At 65.6% G+C, this 21204-nt stretch carries 18 protein-coding genes; 11 read left to right on the forward strand and 7 right to left on the reverse strand.

The window, feature by feature from the left end; genetic code table 11:
- Nucleotides 1-118 precede the first annotated feature (118 nt).
- Both ArtHe_RS09115 and ArtHe_RS09120 read right to left on the reverse strand, forming a co-directional pair.
- Nucleotides 119-1189, reverse strand: coding sequence for a hemolysin family protein (locus ArtHe_RS09115; RefSeq protein ID WP_248316510.1), 1071 nt, complete (start codon nucleotides 1187-1189; stop codon nucleotides 119-121).
- On the reverse strand, nucleotides 1186-2637 hold the full coding sequence (locus tag ArtHe_RS09120; RefSeq protein WP_248316511.1) for a CNNM domain-containing protein: 1452 nt from the start codon (nucleotides 2635-2637) through the stop codon (nucleotides 1186-1188). Before ArtHe_RS09120 ends, ArtHe_RS09115 begins: the two co-directional genes overlap by 4 nt.
- 507 nt (nucleotides 2638-3144) lie before the next feature.
- Here ArtHe_RS09120 and ArtHe_RS09125 point away from each other — a divergent pair.
- Nucleotides 3145-6984: a multifunctional oxoglutarate decarboxylase/oxoglutarate dehydrogenase thiamine pyrophosphate-binding subunit/dihydrolipoyllysine-residue succinyltransferase subunit gene (locus tag ArtHe_RS09125; protein ID WP_248316513.1), complete on the forward strand. Its 3840-nt coding sequence runs from the start codon at nucleotides 3145-3147 to the stop codon at nucleotides 6982-6984.
- Nucleotides 6985-7076: 92 nt separating this feature from the next.
- Nucleotides 7077-7676 carry a GDSL-type esterase/lipase family protein gene (locus tag ArtHe_RS09130; RefSeq protein WP_066295522.1) on the forward strand — a complete coding sequence of 200 codons (600 nt, stop codon included), beginning with the start codon at nucleotides 7077-7079 and terminating at the stop codon, nucleotides 7674-7676.
- A 101-nt stretch (nucleotides 7677-7777) separates the two neighbouring features.
- On the opposite strand, the gene ArtHe_RS09135 is transcribed toward ArtHe_RS09130, so the two are convergent.
- The 3 genes from ArtHe_RS09135 to ArtHe_RS09145 form a co-directional block, all read right to left on the reverse strand.
- Nucleotides 7778-8743 carry a zinc-binding dehydrogenase gene (locus ArtHe_RS09135; RefSeq protein WP_248316515.1) on the reverse strand — a complete coding sequence of 322 codons (966 nt, stop codon included), beginning with the start codon at nucleotides 8741-8743 and terminating at the stop codon, nucleotides 7778-7780.
- A 351-nt stretch (nucleotides 8744-9094) separates the two neighbouring features.
- Nucleotides 9095-9355 (reverse strand): mycothiol system anti-sigma-R factor, encoded by a 261-nt coding sequence (rsrA, locus tag ArtHe_RS09140; protein ID WP_066295525.1) that lies wholly within the window; start codon nucleotides 9353-9355, stop codon nucleotides 9095-9097.
- Entirely contained in the window at nucleotides 9352-10125 is a 774-nt protein-coding gene (locus tag ArtHe_RS09145; RefSeq protein ID WP_066295528.1) for a sigma-70 family RNA polymerase sigma factor, read from the reverse strand. The genes rsrA and ArtHe_RS09145 overlap by 4 nt, the downstream gene beginning before the upstream one ends.
- A gap of 249 nt (nucleotides 10126-10374) precedes the next feature.
- Here ArtHe_RS09145 and ArtHe_RS09150 point away from each other — a divergent pair, with 249 nt between their 5' ends.
- From ArtHe_RS09150 to ArtHe_RS09180, 7 genes are all read left to right on the forward strand, one after another.
- Nucleotides 10375-10956, forward strand: coding sequence for a DoxX family membrane protein (locus ArtHe_RS09150; protein ID WP_066295530.1), 582 nt, complete (start codon nucleotides 10375-10377; stop codon nucleotides 10954-10956).
- 5 nt (nucleotides 10957-10961) lie between these two features.
- Nucleotides 10962-12308, forward strand: coding sequence for a 3-phosphoshikimate 1-carboxyvinyltransferase (gene aroA, locus ArtHe_RS09155; protein ID WP_248316517.1), 1347 nt, complete (start codon nucleotides 10962-10964; stop codon nucleotides 12306-12308).
- Between the two features lie 2 nt (nucleotides 12309-12310).
- Nucleotides 12311-13426, forward strand: a complete 1116-nt coding sequence (gene rsgA / locus ArtHe_RS09160) for a ribosome small subunit-dependent GTPase A (RefSeq protein ID WP_248316518.1) — start codon at nucleotides 12311-12313, stop codon at nucleotides 13424-13426.
- Between the two features lie 92 nt (nucleotides 13427-13518).
- The gene (gene hisN / locus ArtHe_RS09165; RefSeq protein WP_066295535.1) at nucleotides 13519-14328 is read left to right on the forward strand and encodes a histidinol-phosphatase; all 810 of its coding nucleotides are present in this window, start codon (nucleotides 13519-13521) and stop codon (nucleotides 14326-14328) included.
- Between the two features lie 16 nt (nucleotides 14329-14344).
- The gene (locus tag ArtHe_RS09170) at nucleotides 14345-15127 is read left to right on the forward strand and encodes a class I SAM-dependent methyltransferase (RefSeq protein WP_248316520.1); all 783 of its coding nucleotides are present in this window, start codon (nucleotides 14345-14347) and stop codon (nucleotides 15125-15127) included.
- 164 nt (nucleotides 15128-15291) lie between these two features.
- Nucleotides 15292-16374, forward strand: coding sequence for a YbdK family carboxylate-amine ligase (locus ArtHe_RS09175; protein WP_248316521.1), 1083 nt, complete (start codon nucleotides 15292-15294; stop codon nucleotides 16372-16374).
- Nucleotides 16375-16498: 124 nt separating this feature from the next.
- Entirely contained in the window at nucleotides 16499-17599 is a 1101-nt protein-coding gene (locus ArtHe_RS09180) for a glutamate--cysteine ligase (protein WP_248316522.1), read from the forward strand.
- Here ArtHe_RS09180 and ArtHe_RS09185 read toward each other — a convergent pair.
- Nucleotides 17596-19299 carry an alpha-glucosidase gene (locus tag ArtHe_RS09185; protein ID WP_248316523.1) on the reverse strand — a complete coding sequence of 568 codons (1704 nt, stop codon included), beginning with the start codon at nucleotides 19297-19299 and terminating at the stop codon, nucleotides 17596-17598. The genes ArtHe_RS09180 and ArtHe_RS09185 overlap by 4 nt on opposite strands.
- A gap of 230 nt (nucleotides 19300-19529) precedes the next feature.
- Between ArtHe_RS09185 and ArtHe_RS09190 the strand changes: the two genes are divergently transcribed.
- Nucleotides 19530-20027 (forward strand): DUF1269 domain-containing protein, encoded by a 498-nt coding sequence (locus tag ArtHe_RS09190; RefSeq protein WP_066295549.1) that lies wholly within the window; start codon nucleotides 19530-19532, stop codon nucleotides 20025-20027.
- A 71-nt stretch (nucleotides 20028-20098) separates the two neighbouring features.
- Nucleotides 20099-20470 carry a hypothetical protein gene (locus ArtHe_RS09195; RefSeq protein WP_248316525.1) on the forward strand — a complete coding sequence of 124 codons (372 nt, stop codon included), beginning with the start codon at nucleotides 20099-20101 and terminating at the stop codon, nucleotides 20468-20470.
- A 35-nt stretch (nucleotides 20471-20505) separates the two neighbouring features.
- Here ArtHe_RS09195 and ArtHe_RS09200 read toward each other — a convergent pair whose 3' ends face one another.
- On the reverse strand, nucleotides 20506-21141 hold the full coding sequence (locus tag ArtHe_RS09200; protein WP_248316526.1) for a uracil-DNA glycosylase: 636 nt from the start codon (nucleotides 21139-21141) through the stop codon (nucleotides 20506-20508).
- Nucleotides 21142-21204: the final 63 nt, after the last annotated feature.

Below are 21204 nucleotides of genomic sequence, written 5' to 3' on the forward strand. Positions count from 1 at the left end.
CGCATAGAGTCAATATCCCCGTTTCAGGTGTCAATAGAAAGTTCCGGAAAGCCCGGAGGAACCCCAGCATAACGCAAACGCGAATCATTCGCATCTGAGTCCTGCCGGGGCCCTGGTGCTACCCGGTGAAGCCGTCCCCGGAGCGGCGGAACCCCTGGGCCTGCGTGGCATCCCGGATCTCTCCGATGAGCTGTTCGATGATGTCTTCCAGGAACAGAACGCCGCGGGTCTGCGAGTCCGGGCCCAGGACACGCGCTACGTGGGAGCCCGTGCGCTGCATAACTGCCAGCGCATCCTCGATACCGTCGTCCAGCCGCAGGTTTGCCAGCGTGCGCACCTTGTTCTCCGTAATCGGCCGTTCGAAAGCCTCCTCCGGGATCGCCATCACATCCTTCAGATGCATGTACCCCGTGAAGTTCCCGGCATCATCCATCAGCACAAACCGCGAGAATCCGGTCCGGCCAACGGCCTTCTCGAATTCCGCGGGGGTGCAGTCCGTGCGGAGCGTGACCAGCTCATCCAGTGGAATCATCACCTCACCGGCGGTCTGGCCGGAGAATTCCAGCGCCCCGGAAATGACGCCGGAGTCGTCCGCCACCAGTCCGTGCCGGGTGGATTCCTGCACGATCGACTGCACCTCCTGCAGCGTGAAGGAGGATGTGACCTCATCCTTCGGGGTAATTCCGACCGCCCGCAGTGCGTGGTTGGCGATCCAGTTCAGGCTTGCCGTCAGCGGACGCACCACACGCGAAATCATCACCAACGGCGGGGCCAGCACAAGTGCGGCGCGGTCGGCCACTGACACCGAGATATTCTTCGGCACCATTTCGCCGATGGTGACGTGCAGGAAGGTCACAAACAGCAGCGCCACCAGGAAACCGGCCAGATCAGCCACTTCCACCGGCACGCCGACCGCCGTGAGCGGAGCGGCCAGCAGATGGTGAATGGCTGGCTCGGCAACGTACAGGATCAGCAGCGAACACACAGTGATGCCCAGCTGTGCGCACGCCAGCATCAGAGAGACGTGTTCCATCGCCCAGAGCGTGGTCTTCGCGCGCTTGGATCCGGCGTCAGCAAGTGGTTCGATCTGGCTGCGCCGGGCGGACATCACCGCGAACTCGGCGCCGACAAAGAACGCGTTGCCGACGAGCAGGACCACCAGCCAGAAAATCCCTGCCAGGTCACTCATCGGGCACCTTCCTTCCGCAGCGGAGCCGCCGTCGAACCGTGGACGGGACGGCTGGCGGACGCTGCCGGCACTGAGTTCCCGGCCGTTGCCACAGGGTCTGACTGCCGGGTGCCTGCGGATTCCCCGGCGTCGGGCCCGGCCTCAGGGTCTTCATCCCCGGCAGGAACAAAACAGACGCGGTCGATCCGGCGTCCATCCATACGTTCAACTTCCAGCGTTCCGCCGGGCACCGGCACCGTATCCCCCACTTCGGCAATGCGGCCCAGCCCGGCCATGATGTAGCCGCCCACCGTTTCGTAGCCGGAATCGTCCGGAACCTGCAGCAAAGGGATCAGCTCGCTCACTTCATCCGGCCGCATGATGCCCGGGAAGTACCAGTAGCCGGAGGCACTCTGCAGGACACCCGGCTTGAGCTTGTCGTGCTCGTCGGAAACTTCACCGACGATCTCCTCAACGAGGTCCTCCAGAGTCGCGACGCCGGCTGTTCCGCCATACTCGTCCAGCACGACGGCGAGCTGCAGGTTCGCCCCGCGCAGTTCCGAGAGCAGGGAGTCCAGATGCACCGTTTCAGGCACGCGGAGGACCTCACTCATGATCGCGGCTACGGGAAGTCCGCTGCGTTTGCGCCGCGGAACGGCAACTGCTTTCTTAACATGGACCACGCCGCGGATATCGTCCGGGGAATCACCCAGGACAGGGAACCGGGAAAACCCGGTTCGCCGTGCAGCCTCAATAACGTCGGAGACCGGCTGCTCGGAGTCCATGGTTTCCAGCCGGATGCGGGGAGTCATAACGTCCGCGGCCGTCCGTTCGGAGAAGGAGAGGGTGCGGGCCAGGAAGTTGGCGGTTCCGCGGTCCAGGGTGCCCATCTCAGCCGAACGGCGCACCATCGACGAAAGCTCCGCCGGCGTCCGTGCCCCGGAAACCTCTTCCTTGGCTTCAAGGCCGAACAGGTTCAGGACCTTGTTGGAGAATCCGTTGAGGAGCAGGATTGCCGGCTTGAAAACAAAAGTGAACGCGAGCTGGGGACGGGCCAGCGCCCGCCCCACCTTGAACGGCAGCGCGATCGACATGTTCTTCGGAATCAGCTCGCCCAGCAGCATCGAGAGCAGCGTCGCCAGGAGCATCGCGGCCACCACGGAAACGGACAGTGCCGCTGCCTGCGGCAGGCCCAGTGCCGCCAGGGGTCCCTGCAGCAGCCGGCCCACGGACGGCTCCATGACATACCCGGTAAGGAGGGTGGTAATAGTGATGCCGAGCTGGCAGCTGGAGAGCTGGGTGGAAAGGGTGGTCAGGCAGCGCAGCAGGGGCACGGCTTTCTGGTCGCCGTCATCAACCGCACGGCGGACCGTGGGCTGGTCGAGGGCCACAAGGGCGAACTCAACGGCCACGAAGAAACCGGTGCCGCAGATCAGCAGCAGGCCTGCACAGAGGAATAACCACTCCATATCAGCCGGCCACCCCCACTGCGGGGCAGGGCATTAGGCTTCGGGGGAAGCGGGTCGGCGGATTAGCGCCTGGCGGAGGATGGTCGGCTGAGGCCGGACTGGAAGGCTCCGATGACTCTGCCGGAGAATGCGGGGTACGGGTGCGGGCGTTGCCGGCTCTGTGCGTCTTCGCTGCGGTAACCGCGGACGAGGAGGCAGGCCGGCGCCTAGAGTTGCTGTCCATAGAAGTTTCAGTTTACAGCTTTCGCCGCACCACACCAGAGGAAGACCGGGGCGCAGCCCGCGGTTCCCGGGGCTCCGGCCTGCGGGAAGGCGCTCACGCCGATATGTGGCGGATCCCACAACCACACGCCGTCGAGATTGGCCACTTCCGTCTATCTGTAACTAGACTTGCAACCAAGTCTCGGTCACTGCGCACCGGGCCGCACCAGCCAGTCTTGAGGCGGAAGCGCCCAGATCATGGTGCCATCAGGGCAAACGGCAATTCATGGAAGAGGCGTATAACTAGTGCCAGACCAACCCAACCACCGCCTGCCGGAGGAATTCGGCGGAAACGAATGGCTTGTCGACGAATTGTACGAGCAGTTCCTCAAGGACAAGAACTCGGTCGACAAGAAGTGGTGGAGCATTTTCGAGTCCTTTAAGGCCGAGGACGCCAAGCACGCTTCCGGAAGCACCGTTTCGGGCAACGGCTCCACTCCCCCGAGTGAGCTCGGCGCCAATCCCGCAACCCGGCAGCTGCCCGTCGTGAACGCCGAGGCCCAGGCACCCAAGGCCTCCGGGGAATCACCCGCCGCGACCCAGGAATCCGGAAAGCCGCCGGTCGCCAAGGAAGCTGCCTCAGCCAAGGATGCACCCAAGTCCGCCGCAGCCTCGGCGAATCCGGCTGCTGCGGACACCAAGCCGGAAACCAAGTCCGCGCCCATTCCGGCTCAGCTGCCCAAGACCAAGCCCACTGCTGACACCGAAGACGACAAGGTCACCATCCTGCGCGGCCCGGCCAAGGCCATCGCCACAAACATGGACCTCAGCCTGAGCGTCCCGACCGCCACCACGGTCCGTGCGGTTCCGGCGAAGCTGCTGATTGACAACCGCATCGTCATCAACAGCCACCTCGAACGTGCCCGCGGCGGCAAGATCTCCTTCACCCACCTGCTCGGCTACGCGATCATCCGCGCCGCTGCCCAGTTCCCGTCGCAGAATGTCTACTACGACGAAGTGGACGGCAAGCCCGTTGCTGTCCAGCCCGCCCACGTCAACTTCGGCCTCGCCATCGATATGCCGAAGCCGGACGGCACCCGCCTGCTGGTGGTTCCGAACATCAAGAAGGCCGAAACGCTGAACTTCTCGGAGTTCTGGCACGCCTACGAGGATCTGGTCAAGCGAACCCGCGCCGGAAAGCTGACAGCGGACGATTACAAGGGCACCACCATCTCGCTGACCAACCCGGGCGGTATCGGCACGGTTCACTCCGTTCCGCGCCTGTCCAAGGGCCAGGCCTGCATCATCGGTGCCGGCGCCCTCGAGTACCCGGCAGAGTTCCAGGGTTCGAATGAGAAGATCCTGGCCCGCAACGCCATCTCCAAGGTCATCACCCTGACCTCCACCTATGACCACCGGGTCATCCAGGGCGCCGGCAGCGGCGAGTTCCTGCGCATCATCCACCAGCTGCTGCTGGGTGAGCAGAACTTCTACGACGACGTCTTCGAGTCGCTGCGCATTCCCTACGAGCCGGTGCGCTGGAGCCCCGACATCCAGGTCAACCCGGATGAGCAGATCAACAAGGTTGCCCGCATCCAGCAGCTGATCCACGCCTACCGGGTCCGCGGACACCTCATGGCGGACACCAACCCGCTGGAATACGTCCAGCGCCGCCACGCGGACCTTGACGTGCTCACCCACGGCCTCACCCTCTGGGACCTGGACCGCGAGTGGCCCACCGGCGGTTTCGGCGGCAAGCCGATGCTGAAGCTGCGCAAGATCCTCGGCGTGCTGCGGGATGCCTACTGCCGCACAGCCGGCATCGAATACATGCACATCCAGGATCCCGAAGAGCGCTCCTGGTTCCAGGACCGGCTCGAGGCCCCGTACAGCAAGCCCTCCCGCGAGGAACAGCTGCGCATCCTGGGCAAGCTCAATGCAGCCGAAGCATTCGAAACGTTCCTGCAGACCAAGTTCGTTGGCCAGAAGCGGTTCTCCCTCGAAGGCGGCGAATCCCTGATTCCGCTGCTCGACACCATCATTTCCGGTGCAGCGGATGACGGCATGGAGGAAGTCGGCATCGGCATGGCCCACCGCGGCCGCCTGAACGTGCTGACCAACATTGCCGGCAAGACCTACGCCCAGGTCTTCCGCGAATTTGAAGGCACGCAGGATCCGCGCTCCGTGCAGGGTTCAGGCGACGTGAAGTACCACCTCGGCACCGAGGGAACCTTCACATCGGACAACGGCAACCAGACGAAGGTCTACCTGGCCGCCAACCCCTCGCACCTGGAAGCCGGGGATTCCGTCCTCGAAGGCATCGTCCGCGCCAAGCAGGACCGTCTGGACCGGGGCGATGAGTTCCCCGTCCTGCCGATCCTGATTCACGGTGACGCAGCGTTTGCCGGGCAGGGCGTGGTGGCGGAAACGCTCAACCTCTCCCAGCTGCGCGGCTACCGCACCGGCGGCACCATCCACGTGATCGTGAACAACCAGGTTGGTTTCACCACCGCGCCGTCCTCGTCCCGCTCCTCGGTGTACGCCACCGATGTTGCCAAGATGGTCCAGGCTCCGATCTTCCACGTGAACGGCGACGATCCGGAGCAGGTTGTCCGGATTGCCCAGCTGGCCTTCGACTACCGCCAGCGGTTCAACAAGGACGTCGTCATCGACATGGTGTGCTACCGCCGCCGCGGGCACAACGAGGGCGACGATCCCTCGATGACCCAGCCGATGATGTACTCGCTGATCGAAGCCAAGCGCTCCGTGCGCAAGCTCTACACCGAGTCCCTGATCGGACGCGGCGATATCAGCCAGGAAGAGGCAGAGCAGGCGCTCCGCGATTACCAGAGCCGCCTGGAGCGGGTGTTCGCTGAGACGCATGCCGCCCAGACGTCGCCGATTCCGGTCATCACCAAGGACTCGGAAGCTGTCTCGGATCTGGAGCGTCCCGTCGCCCAGCAGGAGGGCTCGACCGTCGTCGCACCCTCCACCACTGCGATCTCCGCTGACACGCTGGCCCGCATCGGCAAGGCCCACGTGGCAGTGCCCGAAGGCTTCACCGTGCACCCGAAGCTGAAGTCGCTGCTCGAGAAGCGTGAGCAGATGTCCCGTGAGGGCAACATCGACTGGGGCTTCGCAGAAATCGCGGCCTTCGGCTCGCTGCTGATGGAAGGTGTCCCGGTCCGCCTGGCCGGCCAGGATTCCCGCCGCGGCACGTTCACCCAGCGCCACGCCGTGTTCCACGACCGCGCCACCGGCGCCGAGTGGATGCCGCTGGGCGATCTGGGTCCGAACCAGGCGAAGCTGTGGATCTATGATTCCCTGCTCTCCGAATTCGCCGCCCTGGGCTTTGAATACGGCTACTCAGTGGAACGCCCGGATGCGCTTGTGCTCTGGGAGGCCCAGTTCGGCGACTTCGTCAACGGCGCCCAGACGATCATCGACGAGTTCATTTCCTCGGCCGAGCAGAAGTGGGGCCAGCGGTCCTCGCTGGTTATGATGCTGCCGCACGGCTACGAGGGCCAGGGCCCGGACCACTCTTCGGCACGCATCGAGCGTTTCCTTCAGCTGTGCGCCGAGGACAACATGATCGTGGCGAACCCGACCACGGGTGCTTCCCACTTCCACCTGCTGCGCCGTCAGGCGTACAGCCGGCCGCGGAAGCCCCTGGTGATCTTCACGCCGAAGCAGCTGCTGCGCCTCAAGGCCGCTGCCACCGGGGTGGAGGACTTCACCCAGGGCTCGTTCCAGCCGGTCATCGGCGAGCACGCGGAGCTGGATGCCAACGCCGTCGAGAAGGTGCTGCTGGTTTCCGGCCGCCTCTACTACGATCTGCTGGCCAACCGCCAGAAGACGGGCGACGAGAAAACGGCCATCATCCGGGTGGAGCAGCTGTACCCGCTGCCCGTCAAGGAGATCAACGACGCCGTTGCCAAGTACCCGAACGCCGAGCTGGTGTGGGCACAGGACGAACCGGCCAACCAGGGTCCGTGGCCGTTTATCGGCCTGAACCTGCCGCCGGAGCTGGACCGCCCGCTCAAGCTGGTCTCCCGGCCGGCGTCGGCGTCGACCGCTACCGGTTCGGCCAAGCGGCACGCGGTTGAGCAGGACATCCTGGTCAAGAAGGCTTTCGAACGCCGTTAGTAGGCTAGGTTTGGGTGGGGCGCCGTTGGTGCCCCACCCGGCTTTTAACGCACCCTTCATCTGGACTTTTCGGCTATTGGAAAAGGGAACTCGTGGAACAACGCAGAATCAGGCTTGCTGCGGTCGGTGACGAACTGCTCGCCGGCCACGGCGATCCCCGCGCCTTGGGCTGGCTGGGCCGCGTGCTGGCACGCACGACGCCGGAACACGCCAAACTCGAGGCCTACAGCCTCGCTGCCCCCGGCGAGGGCACTGAGGCACTCGCCAACCGCTGGCTGATGGAGGCCGGCCGCAGGTTCGATGAAACCTGTGAGAACCGCCTGGTCATTGGGCTTTCCGACCGGGACCTTGACCTGGAGCTTTCCACGGCACGCAGCCGGCTGAACCTGGCGAACATCCTGGACGGCGCGGCGCAGATGAGCATCAAGGTCCTGGTGGTCGGCCCTCCCCCCGGACTGGACCAGGAACGCAACCGGAAACTGGCCGATCTTTCGGCCGCCTTCGGGGACGTGACGACGCGGCGCAAGCACGTCTACGTCGATACGCTGACCCCGCTCCTCAACCACGAGCAGTGGCGCACCGACCTGGCTTCCAACGGCGGGGCACCCGGCCAGGCCGGCTACGGCCTGATTGCCTGGCTGGTCCTGCACCGCGGCTGGTTCCGCTGGCTGGACCTGCCGGATATGAACTGACCGGCTTCACCACGTAAAGAGGCGCCCGCAGCCTGCGGGCGCCTCTTGGCGTCTCCCGGGGGATCCCGCCGGGCGGTACCGCAGGGCGGAGCTTGATGGACCTAGTGCCGGAAGACGATTTTGCCGGCCGCAGCTCCGTCGTGCATCCGGCGGAATCCCTGCGCAGCGTCCTCCAGGGGCAGGACCGCGTCAATTTCCGGCCGGACACCCGTGGCCAGCAGGAACTGGACCAGCCGCTGCAGCTCCGGCTTCGTTCCCATGGTGGAGCCCAGCACCTTGAGCTGCAGGAAAAAGACACGGTTCAGGTCAGCAGGAGGATTCGGTCCGCTGGTGGCACCGCAGGTCACCAGCGCTCCCCCGGGCTTTAGCGCCTTCAGGGAATGCGCCCACGTCGCCTCTCCCACTGAATCAAAGACGGTGTCCACCCGCTCCGGGAGCCGCGCACCGGCGTCGAACACCTCATCCGCGCCCAGCCGGCGGGCCTGCTCCAGTTTCTCCCGGCTGCGTCCGGTGACCCAGACACGGAATCCGGCGGCCGAGGCCAGGGACACCAAAGCAGTGGCGACCCCTCCACCGGCGCCCTGGACCAGGACTGTCGAGCCGGGAGCCGCCGGCGAGACAGTGAAGATCATCCGGTAGGCCGTGAGCCAGGCGGTGGGAAGGCAGGCGGCATCCTCGAAACTCAGCTGTGCTGGCTTGGGCACCAGGTTGCGGGCCGGCACCCACACTTCATCCGCCATCGTCCCCGGGTAGCGTTCGGAGAGCAGGGTACGGCGCGGATCGAGTGTCTCGTCGCCTTCCCAGCCCGGGCTGGAAATGACGGAATGAACAATGACGGCGTTGCCGTCGTCGTCGATCCCTGCCGCGTCGCAGCCCAGGACCATCGGAAGGTTCTCGGAAGGAAGTCCCACGCCCTGCAGCGACCACAGGTCGTGCCGGTTCAGCGCTGAGGCACGGACCCGGACCCTCCGGAACCCCGGGCCGGCTTCCGGGCGGTCCAGTTCACCAACCACCAGGCCGCTGAGCGGATCCTCCTGGGACTGGGATTGTGCGTACACCGCTCGCATGCGGAACTCCTTTGGTCGCTGGTGGGTCCATCCTAGGGGACACCTCCTGGACTCCGCCGCGCACCGCCCGCCCACCGTCGACCCACCATCCGCGGAGCAGGCCGCCGCATTTACGCCAATGGTGCAGTCTGTGGGAGACTGAAGGGCAAAACTTGTTGTCAATTAAAAGGAGGCAGCCATGAGCAAGCGAGCACGCAAGCGCAAGGACCGCAAGCGCGGTGGCGCAAACCACGGCAAGCGTCCCAACACTTAAGTCAGGACGTTTGTGCGGTCTGGCCGCACCAAACTGAAACCCCCGCAGCCTCACGGCGGCGGGGGTTTCTGTGTAAGCACCGGGGCTTGGAAACAGGCCTAGTGGTCCACGGACTGGATCTGGCTGATCCGCTCCAGAATGCTGGCTTTCAGCGTCGCCGGAGCGGCCTCCGTGCAGGAGCGCTTGACCACTGAACGGATGACACACTCCAGGTCGTGTTCCTCCGCGCACTCGGGACAGCCCTGCAGATGGTCCTGGATCTCGACCAGGTCGTTATGGGAGAGCGCGCCGTCAAGGTATTCGTACAGCCTCTCAATGCGTGCGTCCTCGCAATCGCCCAGGCTCTGGCAATCGCTCATAGTGTGTTCCCCTGATTCTTCGTGTCACCGGCACCAGCAGCTGCCGGCCGTACCTTCGCTTTGATGCCCCGCTCGTGGGCGTATTCAGCCAGCAGCTCGCGGAGCATCTTGCGCCCGCGGTGCAGCCTCGACATCACCGTGCCAATGGGCGTGTTCATGATTTCCGAGATTTCCTTGTACGCGAAACCCTCGACGTCGGAGAAGTACACCGCCAGGCGGAACTCCTCCGGAATGGCCTGGAGCGCGCTCTTGACGTCGGAATCGGGCAGGTGGTCCAGTGCTTCGGCCTCCGCCGACCGCAGTCCGGAAGAGCTGTGCTCCGCCGCACGTGCCAGCTGCCAGTCCTCCACTCCTTCGGAGTTGGACTGCAGCGGCTCCCGCTGCCGCTTCCGGTACAGGTTGATGTAGGTGTTGGTCAGGATCCGGTAGAGCCAGGCCTTCAGATTGGTTCCTGGCTTGTACTGGTGGAACGCCGAGAAGGCCTTGGTGTAGGCCTCCTGGACCAGGTCCTCCGCGTCAGCGGGGTTCCTGGCCATGCGCATAGCAGCCGAGTAGAGCTGGTCCACGTACTGCATTGCGTCCCGCTCGAACCTCAGCTTGCGCGCCTGCTCGGACTCCGCCGCGACGTCCAGGCCCGGATCTTCCACCTGTGGGCTGCCTTCCGGCACATCAGTTCTCATCAAGTTCAAGTCTAAGGGCCGCGTGCGTACCAGCAAGCGGGGCTGGTCCGTGGAGGCCTGCATTCCGGGGTCCAGCAGCGTATTCGCCATTCCTTGCTTCCGCCCCTTCCTGGTGGTGTCCCGGGCAGCACAGGTTGGTGCTGCCGGTGCAAAACATAACCAGTGCCCCCGTACGGTTATTCCTCCCCCGCGGCGGCGGACAGTGTGTAAGGGTGCCAAAGGTGCCAGACTAGGGGATATCCGTTTGATTACGGCACGCCTGGCGCTGCAGTATCAGCTGGCGCTGCCGTATCATCCCAGTACTTCACGCCGGAATCCGGCGTCATCCAGGAGGAACGCATGACGATTGTCCGAACCCTAGCCCGCCCGCTTCTTGCCGCCGGCTTTGTCGCGGCCGGAGTGGAAAGGCTCCGGAACGCGGAGCAGACCGCCCAGCAGCTCTCCCCCACGCTCAGCCGCCTCGGTGCCGTCGCGCCGTCGGCCGCCGGACTCGCGGACAATCCCGTCGCCGTCGCCCGCGTCCTGGGCGCAACCCAGCTGGGCGCCGCCGCCATGCTGGGCTTGGGCAAGTTCTCCCGGCTCGCCGGCCTGGTCCTGGCCGCCACCGCAGGCGTGAACACCTTCGTGGAGTACCGCAACGCGGACGCCACCACGCAGGAAGGGCGGAAGGTCCGGCGCACGCAGCTGCTGAAGAACCTCTCCCTGATCGGCGGGGTGCTGCTGGCGGCAGTGGACACCAACGGGCGTCCCGGACTGGCCTGGCGCGCCGAGCACTTGGTTTCCGACACCGGACGGAATGTGCGTGCACTGGGCAAGGACGCGGGCCGCCATTCCCGCAAGGTCACCAAGCAGACTAAAAAGCAGCTGGCCAAGGCGGACCGTGCCGTCCGCAGCGCAGCGACAGACATTGTAGGTTCCTAAGCACCATGACTTCCTCTTCCGCACTCCAGCCCATGACTGCGGGCTGGCCCGCGCCAACACCGTCCCAGCCGGTCAATGCGGCAGTCCAGGTCCCGGGCTCGAAATCACTCACCAACAGGTACCTGGTCCTGGCGGCGCTGGCAGACGGTCCGTCCCGGCTCCGGGCACCGCTGCATTCGCGGGACTCTGCCCTGATGATCCAGGCCCTGCGTTCCCTCGGCGCGCAGATCACCGAGGTACCCGGGTCCGGGCCTTTCGGCCCGGACCTGCTGGTGGAGCCGATTCCGGCCGGTGCGGCCGGAGATGCGGACGTCGACTGCGGACTGGCCGGGACGGTCATGCGCTTCGTCCCGCCGCTGGCGGCGCTGCGGGAAGGCAGCACATCCTTTGACGGCGATCCCCACGCCCGGCAGCGGCCCATGGGCCCGACCATTGAGGCACTGCGCGGGCTTGGGATTACTGTCGACGACGGCGGCAGCGGCTCGCTCCCATTCCGGGTCACCGGGACCGGGACCGTGCCCGGCGGGCGCGTTGAGATTGACGCCGGTGCCTCCAGCCAGTTTGTGTCCGCGCTGCTGCTTACCGGCGCCCGCTTCGGAGCCGGCCTGCATCTGGTGCACCGGGGCGAGTCCGTGCCGAGCCATGACCACATTGCCATGACCGTCCAGGTCCTCCGGGAAACCGGTGTGGAGGTGGACGATTCCGGGCCGAACGAGTGGAAGGTCGCCCCCGGCGCCATCCGGGCATTCGACGTCGTCATTGAACCCGATCTTTCCAACGCGGGTCCGTTCCTGGCGGCGGCGCTTGCCACCGGCGGCACCGTGCGGATCCCGGGCTGGCCCGCAACAACCACCCAGGTGGGAGATAAGTGGCGGGAAATCCTGCCGCAGATGGGCGCTGACGCGGAACTGGCGGACGGAGTGCTGACCATTACCGGCCGCGGACGGATCCGGGGCGGCGTCTTCGCTGATACCAGCGAGCTGGCCCCCACAGTCGCGGCGCTCTGCGCCCTGGCGGATTCGCCGTCGGTCCTCACCGGCATTGCCCACCTGCGTGGGCACGAAACGGACCGGCTGGCCGCGCTCAGAGCCGAAATCAACGGGCTGGGCGGATCCGTCACCGAAACGCAGGACGGTCTGCGGATCGAACCGGCACCGCTGCACGGGGGCACGTTCGGAACCTATGCCGACCACCGGATGGCCACAGCCGGCGCGATTATCGGACTGGCTGTTCCCGGCGTCGTCATCGAAGACATTGCTGCCACGTCCAAGACCATGCCGGACTTCGCCCGGATGTGGACGGACCTGGCCGCTTCCGCCGGACAGTCCACCGGCGCAGCGCAGGAAGGCTAGCGGTGGGACGAGGCACCGGCGGCTGGGACGAATCCGATGTCCGGGTCCGCCCCAATAAAAAGGGATCACGTCCCCGGACGAAGGACCGGCCCGCCCATGAGGACGCAGTCACGGGCCGGATTATCACCGTGGACCGGGGCAGGTACACCGCAATCGTGGACGAGGACACGCCCAGCGAACGCATCGTCACCGCAGCCCGGGCCCGCGAGCTTCGCCGCACCCCGGTGGTCGCCGGTGACCTCGTGGGGCTCGTCGGAGATGTCAGCGGCGCCCCGGATACCCTGGCCCGCCTGGTCCGGGTAAATGAGCGCGCCACCCTCCTGCGGCGTTCCGCGGATGACACCGATCCGGTGGAGCGGGTGGTGGTGGCCAACGCCGACCAGCTGGTCATCGTCGTGGCAGCCGCAAACCCGGAACCGCGCACCGGGTTCATCGACCGCGCCCTGGTGGCGGCGTACGACGCCGGGATCTCTCCGCTGCTGTGCGTCACCAAGGCGGACCTCAAGGATCCTGCGGAGCTGCTGGCCAACTACGAGCATCTGGACCTCGAAGTCATAATCAGCCGCACCGCGCAGGAAGAGGATTCCGGCATCGACTCGGAGTCCGACGACGGTCTCTCTGCCCGCCTCGCCGGCAACGCCGTCTCCGCACTCCACGAGCACCTCCTGGGCCGCGTCAGCGTTCTGGTCGGACACTCGGGCGTGGGTAAGTCCACTCTGGTGAACGCGCTGACCGGTTCGCGCCGAGCGACGGGCGGCGTCAACGCCGTCACCGGACGCGGCCGGCACACCTCCTCCTCGGCGCTGGCGCTGAAGGTCAACGATTCCCCGGCTGGCAGCTGGATCATCGACACCCCCGGCATCCGTTCCTTTGGGCTGGCCCATGTGGACCCCGACCGGATCCTCAGTGCCTTTCCCGATCTGGAACCGGGCACCGAAGCCTGCGAACGCGGGTGCCGCCACGACGCCGATGCCGTCAACTGCGGACTTGATGCCTGGGTGGAGTCGGGGCAGGCCGGCGCCGCAGGAGCGGCCCGCCTGGCATCCCTGCGCCGGCTCCTCGGTTCCGGGATGCGCACCGAGAACCGGGCCCACGCCAAGGAGCTGGGCAGCCAGTAGGCCCTGACCAGGCCACCGGGTACAGGCGGGTGCGCACACGGCGCACCCGCGTAAACGTGGGCACTGGGTGCGTAATAGCGATAAGTTGAAGTATGCCGTTCGCTCAGAACTACAACGATGATCTGCGTCTCGCCCATGTCATGGCCGACTCCGTGGACGACCAGACCATGTCCAGGTTCAAGGCCCAGGACCTCCGGGTCGAGACCAAACCGGACCTGACCCCGGTGACCGACGCGGACAAAGCCGCAGAGGAAGCCATCCGCGGACAGCTTTCCCGCGCCCGTCCACGCGACGCCGTCCTCGGCGAGGAATTCGGCTCCACCGGGTCCGGGCCGCGGCGCTGGATCATCGATCCGATCGACGGCACCAAGAACTTCGTCCGCGGCGTCCCGGTCTGGGCCACCCTGATCGCCCTGGTGGACGACGGCGTCCCCGTGGTCGGCGTCGTCAGCGCACCCGCCCTGGGGAAGCGCTGGTGGGCTGCCACCGGAACCGGGGCCTACATGGGCCGTTCCCTGGCCGCCGCCACGCGGCTGCGGGTCTCCGATGTCTCCCGGCTTGAGGATGCCTCGCTCTCCTACTCGAGCCTGTCCGGCTGGAAGCAGCGCGGAAACCTCGACGAATTCCTGGGGCTCACCGAGTCCGTCTGGCGCACCCGGGCCTACGGCGACTTCTGGTCCTACTGCATGGTGGCAGAGGGCGCCGTGGACATCGCGTGCGAACCCGAGCTCAACCTGTACGACATGGCAGCCCTTGTCCCCATCATCACCGAAGCCGGTGGACGGTTCAGTTCCCTGGACGGCGAAGACGGCCCGTTCGGCGGCAACGCGCTCGCCACGAACGGCGTGCTGCACAACGAAGTGCTGCAGCGGCTGAACCCCGGCCTCGACGACCTGTTCTAGGTCAAAGGCAGGCACAGTGGCGTTCAGCGGACCCCGGCTCCCCGGACTGCGGCGGCAGCAGCTGGGACAGAGTTACCGCAGCGGCGGCGAACACTATGACCGGATCCGTCCGGGATACCCCGACGATGCCGTCCGCTGGCTTTTTGACACTCCCGCCCTGGCGTCCCGTGCACCGTCATCGGTGACCGTGGCAGACGTTGGCGCCGGCACGGGAAAGTACACCCGCACCCTGGTCTCCGCGGGCTTCAAAGTTCAGGCGGTGGACCCTTCCCAGGACATGCTGGACCAGCTGACCCGTCTTCTGCCATCCGTACCGGCCACCGCCGGAACCGCCGAACAGACGGGACTGGAGCCGGGTTCCTGCGATGCCGTTACCATCGCCCAGGCCTGGCACTGGTGCGATCCGCGGGCTTCGGCGCTTGAGTTCGACCGGATCCTCAAACCGGAAGGCATGATCGGCCTCATCTGGAACCAGCTGGACGTGAGCGTTCCGTGGGTGCACCGTTTCACCCGCATCATCCATGCCGGCGATGTCCTCCGGCCGGGTTTCCGGCCGGAGCTGGGACCTCCCTTCCGGCTGGAGGCTTCCCACACCAGCGCCTGGACGCAGCAGATGACGCCGGCGGATCTGGTGGAACTGGCCAAATCCCGCGCCTATTGGCTCTCCGCGTCGGAGACCACCAGGGAAAAAGTCCTGGCCAACCTCGACTGGTATCTGCACGAACACCTGGGGCACACGGCGTCGGACGTCCTGGACCTGCCCTACCTCACCCTGACCTGGCGGGCGGTCCGGCAATGAGCGCCGCAGTGCCCAAAGGAAGGGCCCTGCCCGGGAGGCGCTGCGGCAGACCTCGCGCAGAGCGAACGGACAGTTCGCCTCCTCCCCTGCCTGCGGCCCCGCCACTGCCCTAAACTGGTCCAACCGGTTAGGCCCTCCGCCCGCGCAGCGAACAGGGGAAATGCATGGTGACGTTCGGCATCGAGGAGGAGTTCCTGCTCATCGATCCCCGCAGCGGCATGCCCTCCGCCCGTGCGGCTGAACTGTCAGGAATCCTGGACGGACCATCGGGTCCGGCCATGACCGCGTCCGCCGAATTCCTGGCCTCACAGCTGGAAACCTCCACCATTGTGTGCGAGACCCTGGAACAGGCCGCGGACGCGCTCCTTGCGTCCCGCTCGCTGATTGCCGGCGCGGCCTTGTCCGCCGGCGTCGGCGTCGCACTGACGGGAGCCGCTCCCCTCATCCCGGAGCCGCCTGCCGAAATCACCGGATCGGGGCGGTACATGCTGATGGGTGAGGTCACCGGTGCGGTAGCTGGCGACCATTACCTGAACGGTACGCATATTCATGTGGGCATCCCCGACCGGGAAGCCCGGGTAACCGCGCTGAACCGCATCCGCCCCTGGCTGGCCACCCTGGCAGCGTTGTCTTCCAACTCACCGTTCTGGCGTGGCCGTGATTCGAGTTTCTCCAGCTGGCGGCTCATCCATTACCGGCGCTGGTCCGTGCAGGGCTGTCCGCCGTATTTCGCCGACGCCGCGGACTACGACCGCCGCCTCGCGCACCTGCTGGAAACCGACGTCGTACTGGATGCCGGCCATATCGGCTGGGCGGCCAGGCTTTCACAGCAGTATCCCACCCTGGAAGTGCGGGTCAGCGATGCGCAGCTCGAGGCGCAGGACTCCGTGCTGCTGGCCGCCCTGGTGCGTGGACTGGTGACGACTGTCCTGCAGGCATCGGAACAACCGTCCAGGACCGATCCGGAGATGCACGACGCCGCCCTGTGGCAGGCCGCACGGTACGGTCTCGAGGCCCGGCTGGTGGGACTGGACGGTGTCTCGTCGCCGGCGCAGGCTCAGATGGACGCGCTCCTCGCATATATCCGGCCGGCCTTGGAGGAAGCAGGCGACCTCCCCTACGTTGTGCAAGGGCTGGACCGGATGCGCCGGACCGGAACAGGAGCGGCACGCCAGCGGGCCGCCGTCGCCAAGGACGGCTGGCACGGACTCACCGGCCTGTTTGAGCGGTCGCTGACCGCAGCCTAGCCGGAGCGGGAAAAATCCTCAGGTTACTTCTTATTTGGCGCGGGGCCACTGCTTGGACCTAGGCTTCTAGACAGGCTCACCATTAACCGCACCCATGGGCTGCGACACGATCTTGGAGGGATGCATGGCGACACTGGGCATCGAGGAAGAATACCTGCTGCTGGATCCGTCCACCGGTCTGCCGGTGCATAAGGCGGACGAAGTAGCCGGATACCTGCATCAGTCGCCCCGGGTGACCGAGGGCGAAATCCAACGTGAGCTGCTCAGCTGCCAGCTCGAGACTGCCACCCCGGTCTCCTCCACGCTGACGGAGGCGGAGGAGTATCTGCTCAACTTCCGTGCCCAGTTGGAAGCTGCAGCACGCAAAGCATCGGTGGTGGCAGCCGGAACCGCTTCCGCGCCGTTCATCGAAGACCATTACCCCGAGCTTACGGACAAGGAACGCTACCGGGATCTGCGGGCGAGCGCACCGGGGATTGTCGGCGACCAGTTCGTCAACGGACTCCACGTCCACGTTTCGGTTCCCGGGAGGGAAGCCGGGGTCCAGGCTCTGAACCGGATCCGTGAATGGCTGCCAGCCATCGTGGCGCTAAGCACCAATTCACCCTACTGGCTCGGCCGGGACAGCGGTTTCGGCAGCTGGCGGGTGGTGCATTACCGGCGCTGGCCGGTCCAGGGATGCCCTCCGGTCTTCAAGGACGCCGCTGATTACGAGCGCCGGGTAGAGCAGCTCGTGGCCACCGGAGCCATCATCGACCGCGGCGTACTGACCTGGATGGCCCGGCTCTCCGACTCCTATCCCACTCTGGAGGTCCGCGCCGGTGACGCCCAGCTCGAGGCACGGGACTCCGTGCTCCTGGCAGCCCTGATCCGAGGGCTGGTCAACACCGCCGTGGACGAAGCTGAGCATGGGGTCCACCGTCCCGTGCCGGAATCCGAACTGCTCGACGCAGCCATGTGGCAGGCCGCCCGCGAAGGCCTTACCAGCACGCTGGTCGACCCGGTGAGCGCCGAACTGGTTCCCGCCAGGGAACGGATCCGCGCCCTGCTCGACTTCGCCGGCCCTGCCCTCGACGCAGAGCAGGACACGGACTGGGTCAAGGCCGGGCTCACCAATCTTTGGGAGACGGGAACCGGCGCCGAACGCCAGCGCCGCGCGATGGAGGCGGACGGGCCTGCAGGCCTGCTGCGGCTCTACCGGTCGAGCCTCACGGGCGAGGGCTAAACCACCCTGCTGAGATCCGTAATCCGTGCTTCCCAAGGGCCCAGCACGGCGGCTTTCCCCGCGCCGCCGTAGTTGTCCAGCAGCACCTCGCCCGCCTGCAGATCCGCAGGGACGGGCAGATCGCTCCCGGAGAGATTGGCCAGGACTCCGAGCCGTGAACCGCCCAGGGAACGGCGAAAGGCAAAAAGCACCGGATGATTCGGTTCCAGCAGGGTAAAGTCGCCCAGCGCCACCACCGGCAGCTCGTGCCGCAGACGGACCAGCTGCTGATAGTAGCGGAAGATCGACTTGCCGGACCTGCGGTCAGTCTCCACATTGATGTCCTCATGCCGGGGGCCCATCCCGATCCAGGGCGCGGAGTCGGAGAACCCCGCATAGGGTCCCGGGCCCCACTGCATTGGAGTGCGCGCATTGTCCCGGCTGGCGTGCCCGAGAATTTCCAGTGCCGCCTCCGGGGCCATGCCCCGGGACGTTGAGTCGGCATAGAAGTTCAGGGACTCCACGTCGCGGTATTGCTCGATGGACGTGAACCCGGCGTTGGTCATGCCGATTTCTTCGCCCTGGTAAATGAACGGGGTTCCGCGCTGCATATGCAGCAGCGTGGCCCACAGCGTGGCGGATTCGTACCGGAACACCAGGTCGTCTCCGAACCGTGACAGATGCCGGGGCTGGTCATGGTTGCTGAGGTAGAGGCTGTTCCAGCCGCGGTCCGCCAGCCCGCGCTGCCAGCGGTTCCAGCTGGTCTTTAGGTCACGGAGGTTTACGGGCCTGCGGTCCCACTTACCTCCCGGTCCGTGGTCCAGGTTCACATGCTCAAACTGGAACAACATGTCGAGCTCGTTCCGGAAGGGATCGGTAAATAGCTGTGCTTCCTCGACGGTGGCCCCGGTGGTCTCCCCCACCACCAGATAGTCGCCGTCTCGATGTGAAAAGACGGCACGCATAAATTCCTGGACGAATTCATGTACCCGCGGCCCGGAGGTGAAAAACGGTGCCCCATCACCCCACACCCCGCCGAACTGGATCATGCTGTCCGGAAAGCGCTGGTCCTTGGAAATAAAGTTGACCGCATCCATGCGGAAGCCGTCGATACCGCGGTCCATCCACCAGTTCATCATCTCGTACACCCGGTTCCGTACCCGGGTACTGGCCCAGTTCAGGTCCGGCTGGTGCGGGGAGAAGAGGTGGAGGTAGTACTGGCCGGTCGCTTCGTTCCAGGTCCAGGCCGATCCGCCGAAGAGCGAGCCCCAGTTGTTCGGTTCGGCCCCCGGCTCCCCACCACGGAAGGAAGGGCGGGGATCACGCCAGTGGTAGGAGTCACGCGACGCGTTCTCCCTTGAGGACGCCGACCGGCGAAACGCTTCATGATCGGTGGATGTGTGGTTGATGACCAGGTCCATGATCATTTTCATGCCGCGTGAATGGACCTCGGACAGCAGACGGTCGAATTCCGCCTCGGTGCCAAAAACGGAGTCGACCCGGCGGTAGTTGCTGATGTCGTAGCCGTTATCGCGCTGGGGCGACTCATGGATCGGCGTCAGCCAAAGAACATCGACTCCGAGGTCAGAGAGATAGTCCAGCCGCCGGATAATCCCCGCGATGTCACCCACTCCATCCGAGGTGGTGTCCTGAAAACTCCGGGGATAAATCTGGTAGACCACGGCATTGGTCCACCATGCGGGCCGGGAAAGATCCCTCATGGACTCTCCTGAAAGGGTGCTTTGTGCGGGGCGCTGGCCGGCTTTAGTCTACGGCTGCCAAAGCTGGTTAGACAGGGCAGCAGGCCGGTGTTGGCCCCGCAGGGTCCCGGGTGCTCCGGTGTCCTTGATCTTGGCGTGCACCGCTGGCTAACGTGACACCTACCCTGCCCGTCCGCGTACCCCTGGTACGCCGGATGGTGCCTGGATCCCAACCGTTTGGAGTATCTGCCATGGCAACACTGACCGTCTGGAAATTCCCCGATGCGGATGCCGCAGAACGGGCAACGCAAACTCTCGCCAGCCTCCAGTCCCAAAACCTGATCACGGTTCAGGACGAGGCCATCGTCACCTGGCCGCGCGACAAGAAGAAGCCCCGGACCATCCAGGAGCACAATCTTGTTGGCACAGGAGCCCTCGGCGGCGGTTTCTGGGGACTGCTCTTTGGGCTGATTTTCTTTATTCCACTGATCGGTGCCGCCGTGGGCGCTGCCGTGGGCGCCCTTTCGGCTTCCATGGTGGACGTCGGTATTGACGACAACTTCATCAAACAGGTCCGGCAGGAAGTGACGCCCGGAACCTCTGCGCTCTTCGTCCTGTCATCGGACGCTGTCGAGGACCGTGTCCTGGACGCTTTCAAGGACGGATTCCCCGGTGCGTCCCTGATCGCCACCAACCTCTCCAAAGAGCAGGAGGCGAACCTCCGGCAGGCCTTTGCCGAGGCGGACTGAACCACCTGCTCACCGGAACAGGGCACGACGGCGGACAACCGCCGTCGTGCCCTGCCGTATCGTTGAAGGCGATGATTACCAGACGCCTTGCAGCACAGATCCTTGATATTCCGCTCGAAATGGCCGCCCGGCATGGCCTTCCGCAGCGGATGGAACAGACCGACCTTGATGAGCTCAACACCAATCCCCCGCAGTGGCTGCTTCAGTCGCGGGCAAACCGCACCGGCAAACGCCCGGTCTGGGTGTCCCTGGAGTGCTCGGTCTGCGGTTACCGCGAAACCGCGCGGCCGAAGAAGTGGTGGCCTGAGTTCACGCACGTGGTGTGCTCAGATCACGGTGAACGGGAGCTTCCGCTGGTGCCCGCAGGCTCGGTACGCAGTGAGTATGAGGGCGTTGGCACCCGCTTCACCGGAATCGTCGATGTTCCGGTGAACGCGGGCTGAGCTCCGGCTCCGGTGCTGGCTGACCAGGGTGCCTGCTAGCGTCCGGTGGCGGCCAGCCCGGTGCGGGCCATGGCGTCTTTGTAGGCCAGCCGCATTTCCGCGAGCGATTCCTGCTGGCGTTCCTCCGTGGCACCAAAGGAACGGCCTTCGGCCGAACGTGCCTTATAGATCTTGAAGCTGCGGCGGTAGATCATGCGGTTTTCCGTCTTGAGGAAAGCAGCCGCGAGCCGCTGGGCCTCCGTACCGTGGGCAATAATCACCGAAGCCCGGGGCACGAGGGCAAGGAAGCGCAGCAGCGGCCGCAGGCCCTCCGCGACTTCTTCCTTGGTCAGCTTGGTGTGCGGCTCTCCCGGGGTGTACCAGGGGTGCACGTTCCAGGGCATTACAAATTCGGGGCGCAGGCCAACCTGCCAGTGGACCCCCAGCAGGCGGGTCATTGCCTCATCGCTGCCGGCGGTGATGAAGCCGGACGGGTGCGCCGGACCGTTGTTGGAGAACAGGCTCACGATCCTGGCTTCATCAACATCGTGCTGCGGGTCGATGTACGGCACCTCGCTGCCTGGCTTGAGTTCCATCAGGGAGTCGCAGAGCTGGTTGACTTCGGCGACGTTGGGTTCGTAGCGGCGGTTCCAGAGGGTTTCGGCGTGAACGGCTTCGGGGGCAGACTGCATGGGGGTGGCGCTTCTCCTACGGTATTGCGGTTCTTCCCGCCGCCGGGCTTTGGGGCACGACAC

The organism is Arthrobacter sp. Helios (assembly GCF_023167125.1).
In the GTDB taxonomy this organism is placed as follows: Bacteria; Actinomycetota; Actinomycetes; order Actinomycetales; family Micrococcaceae; genus Arthrobacter_B; species Arthrobacter_B luteolus.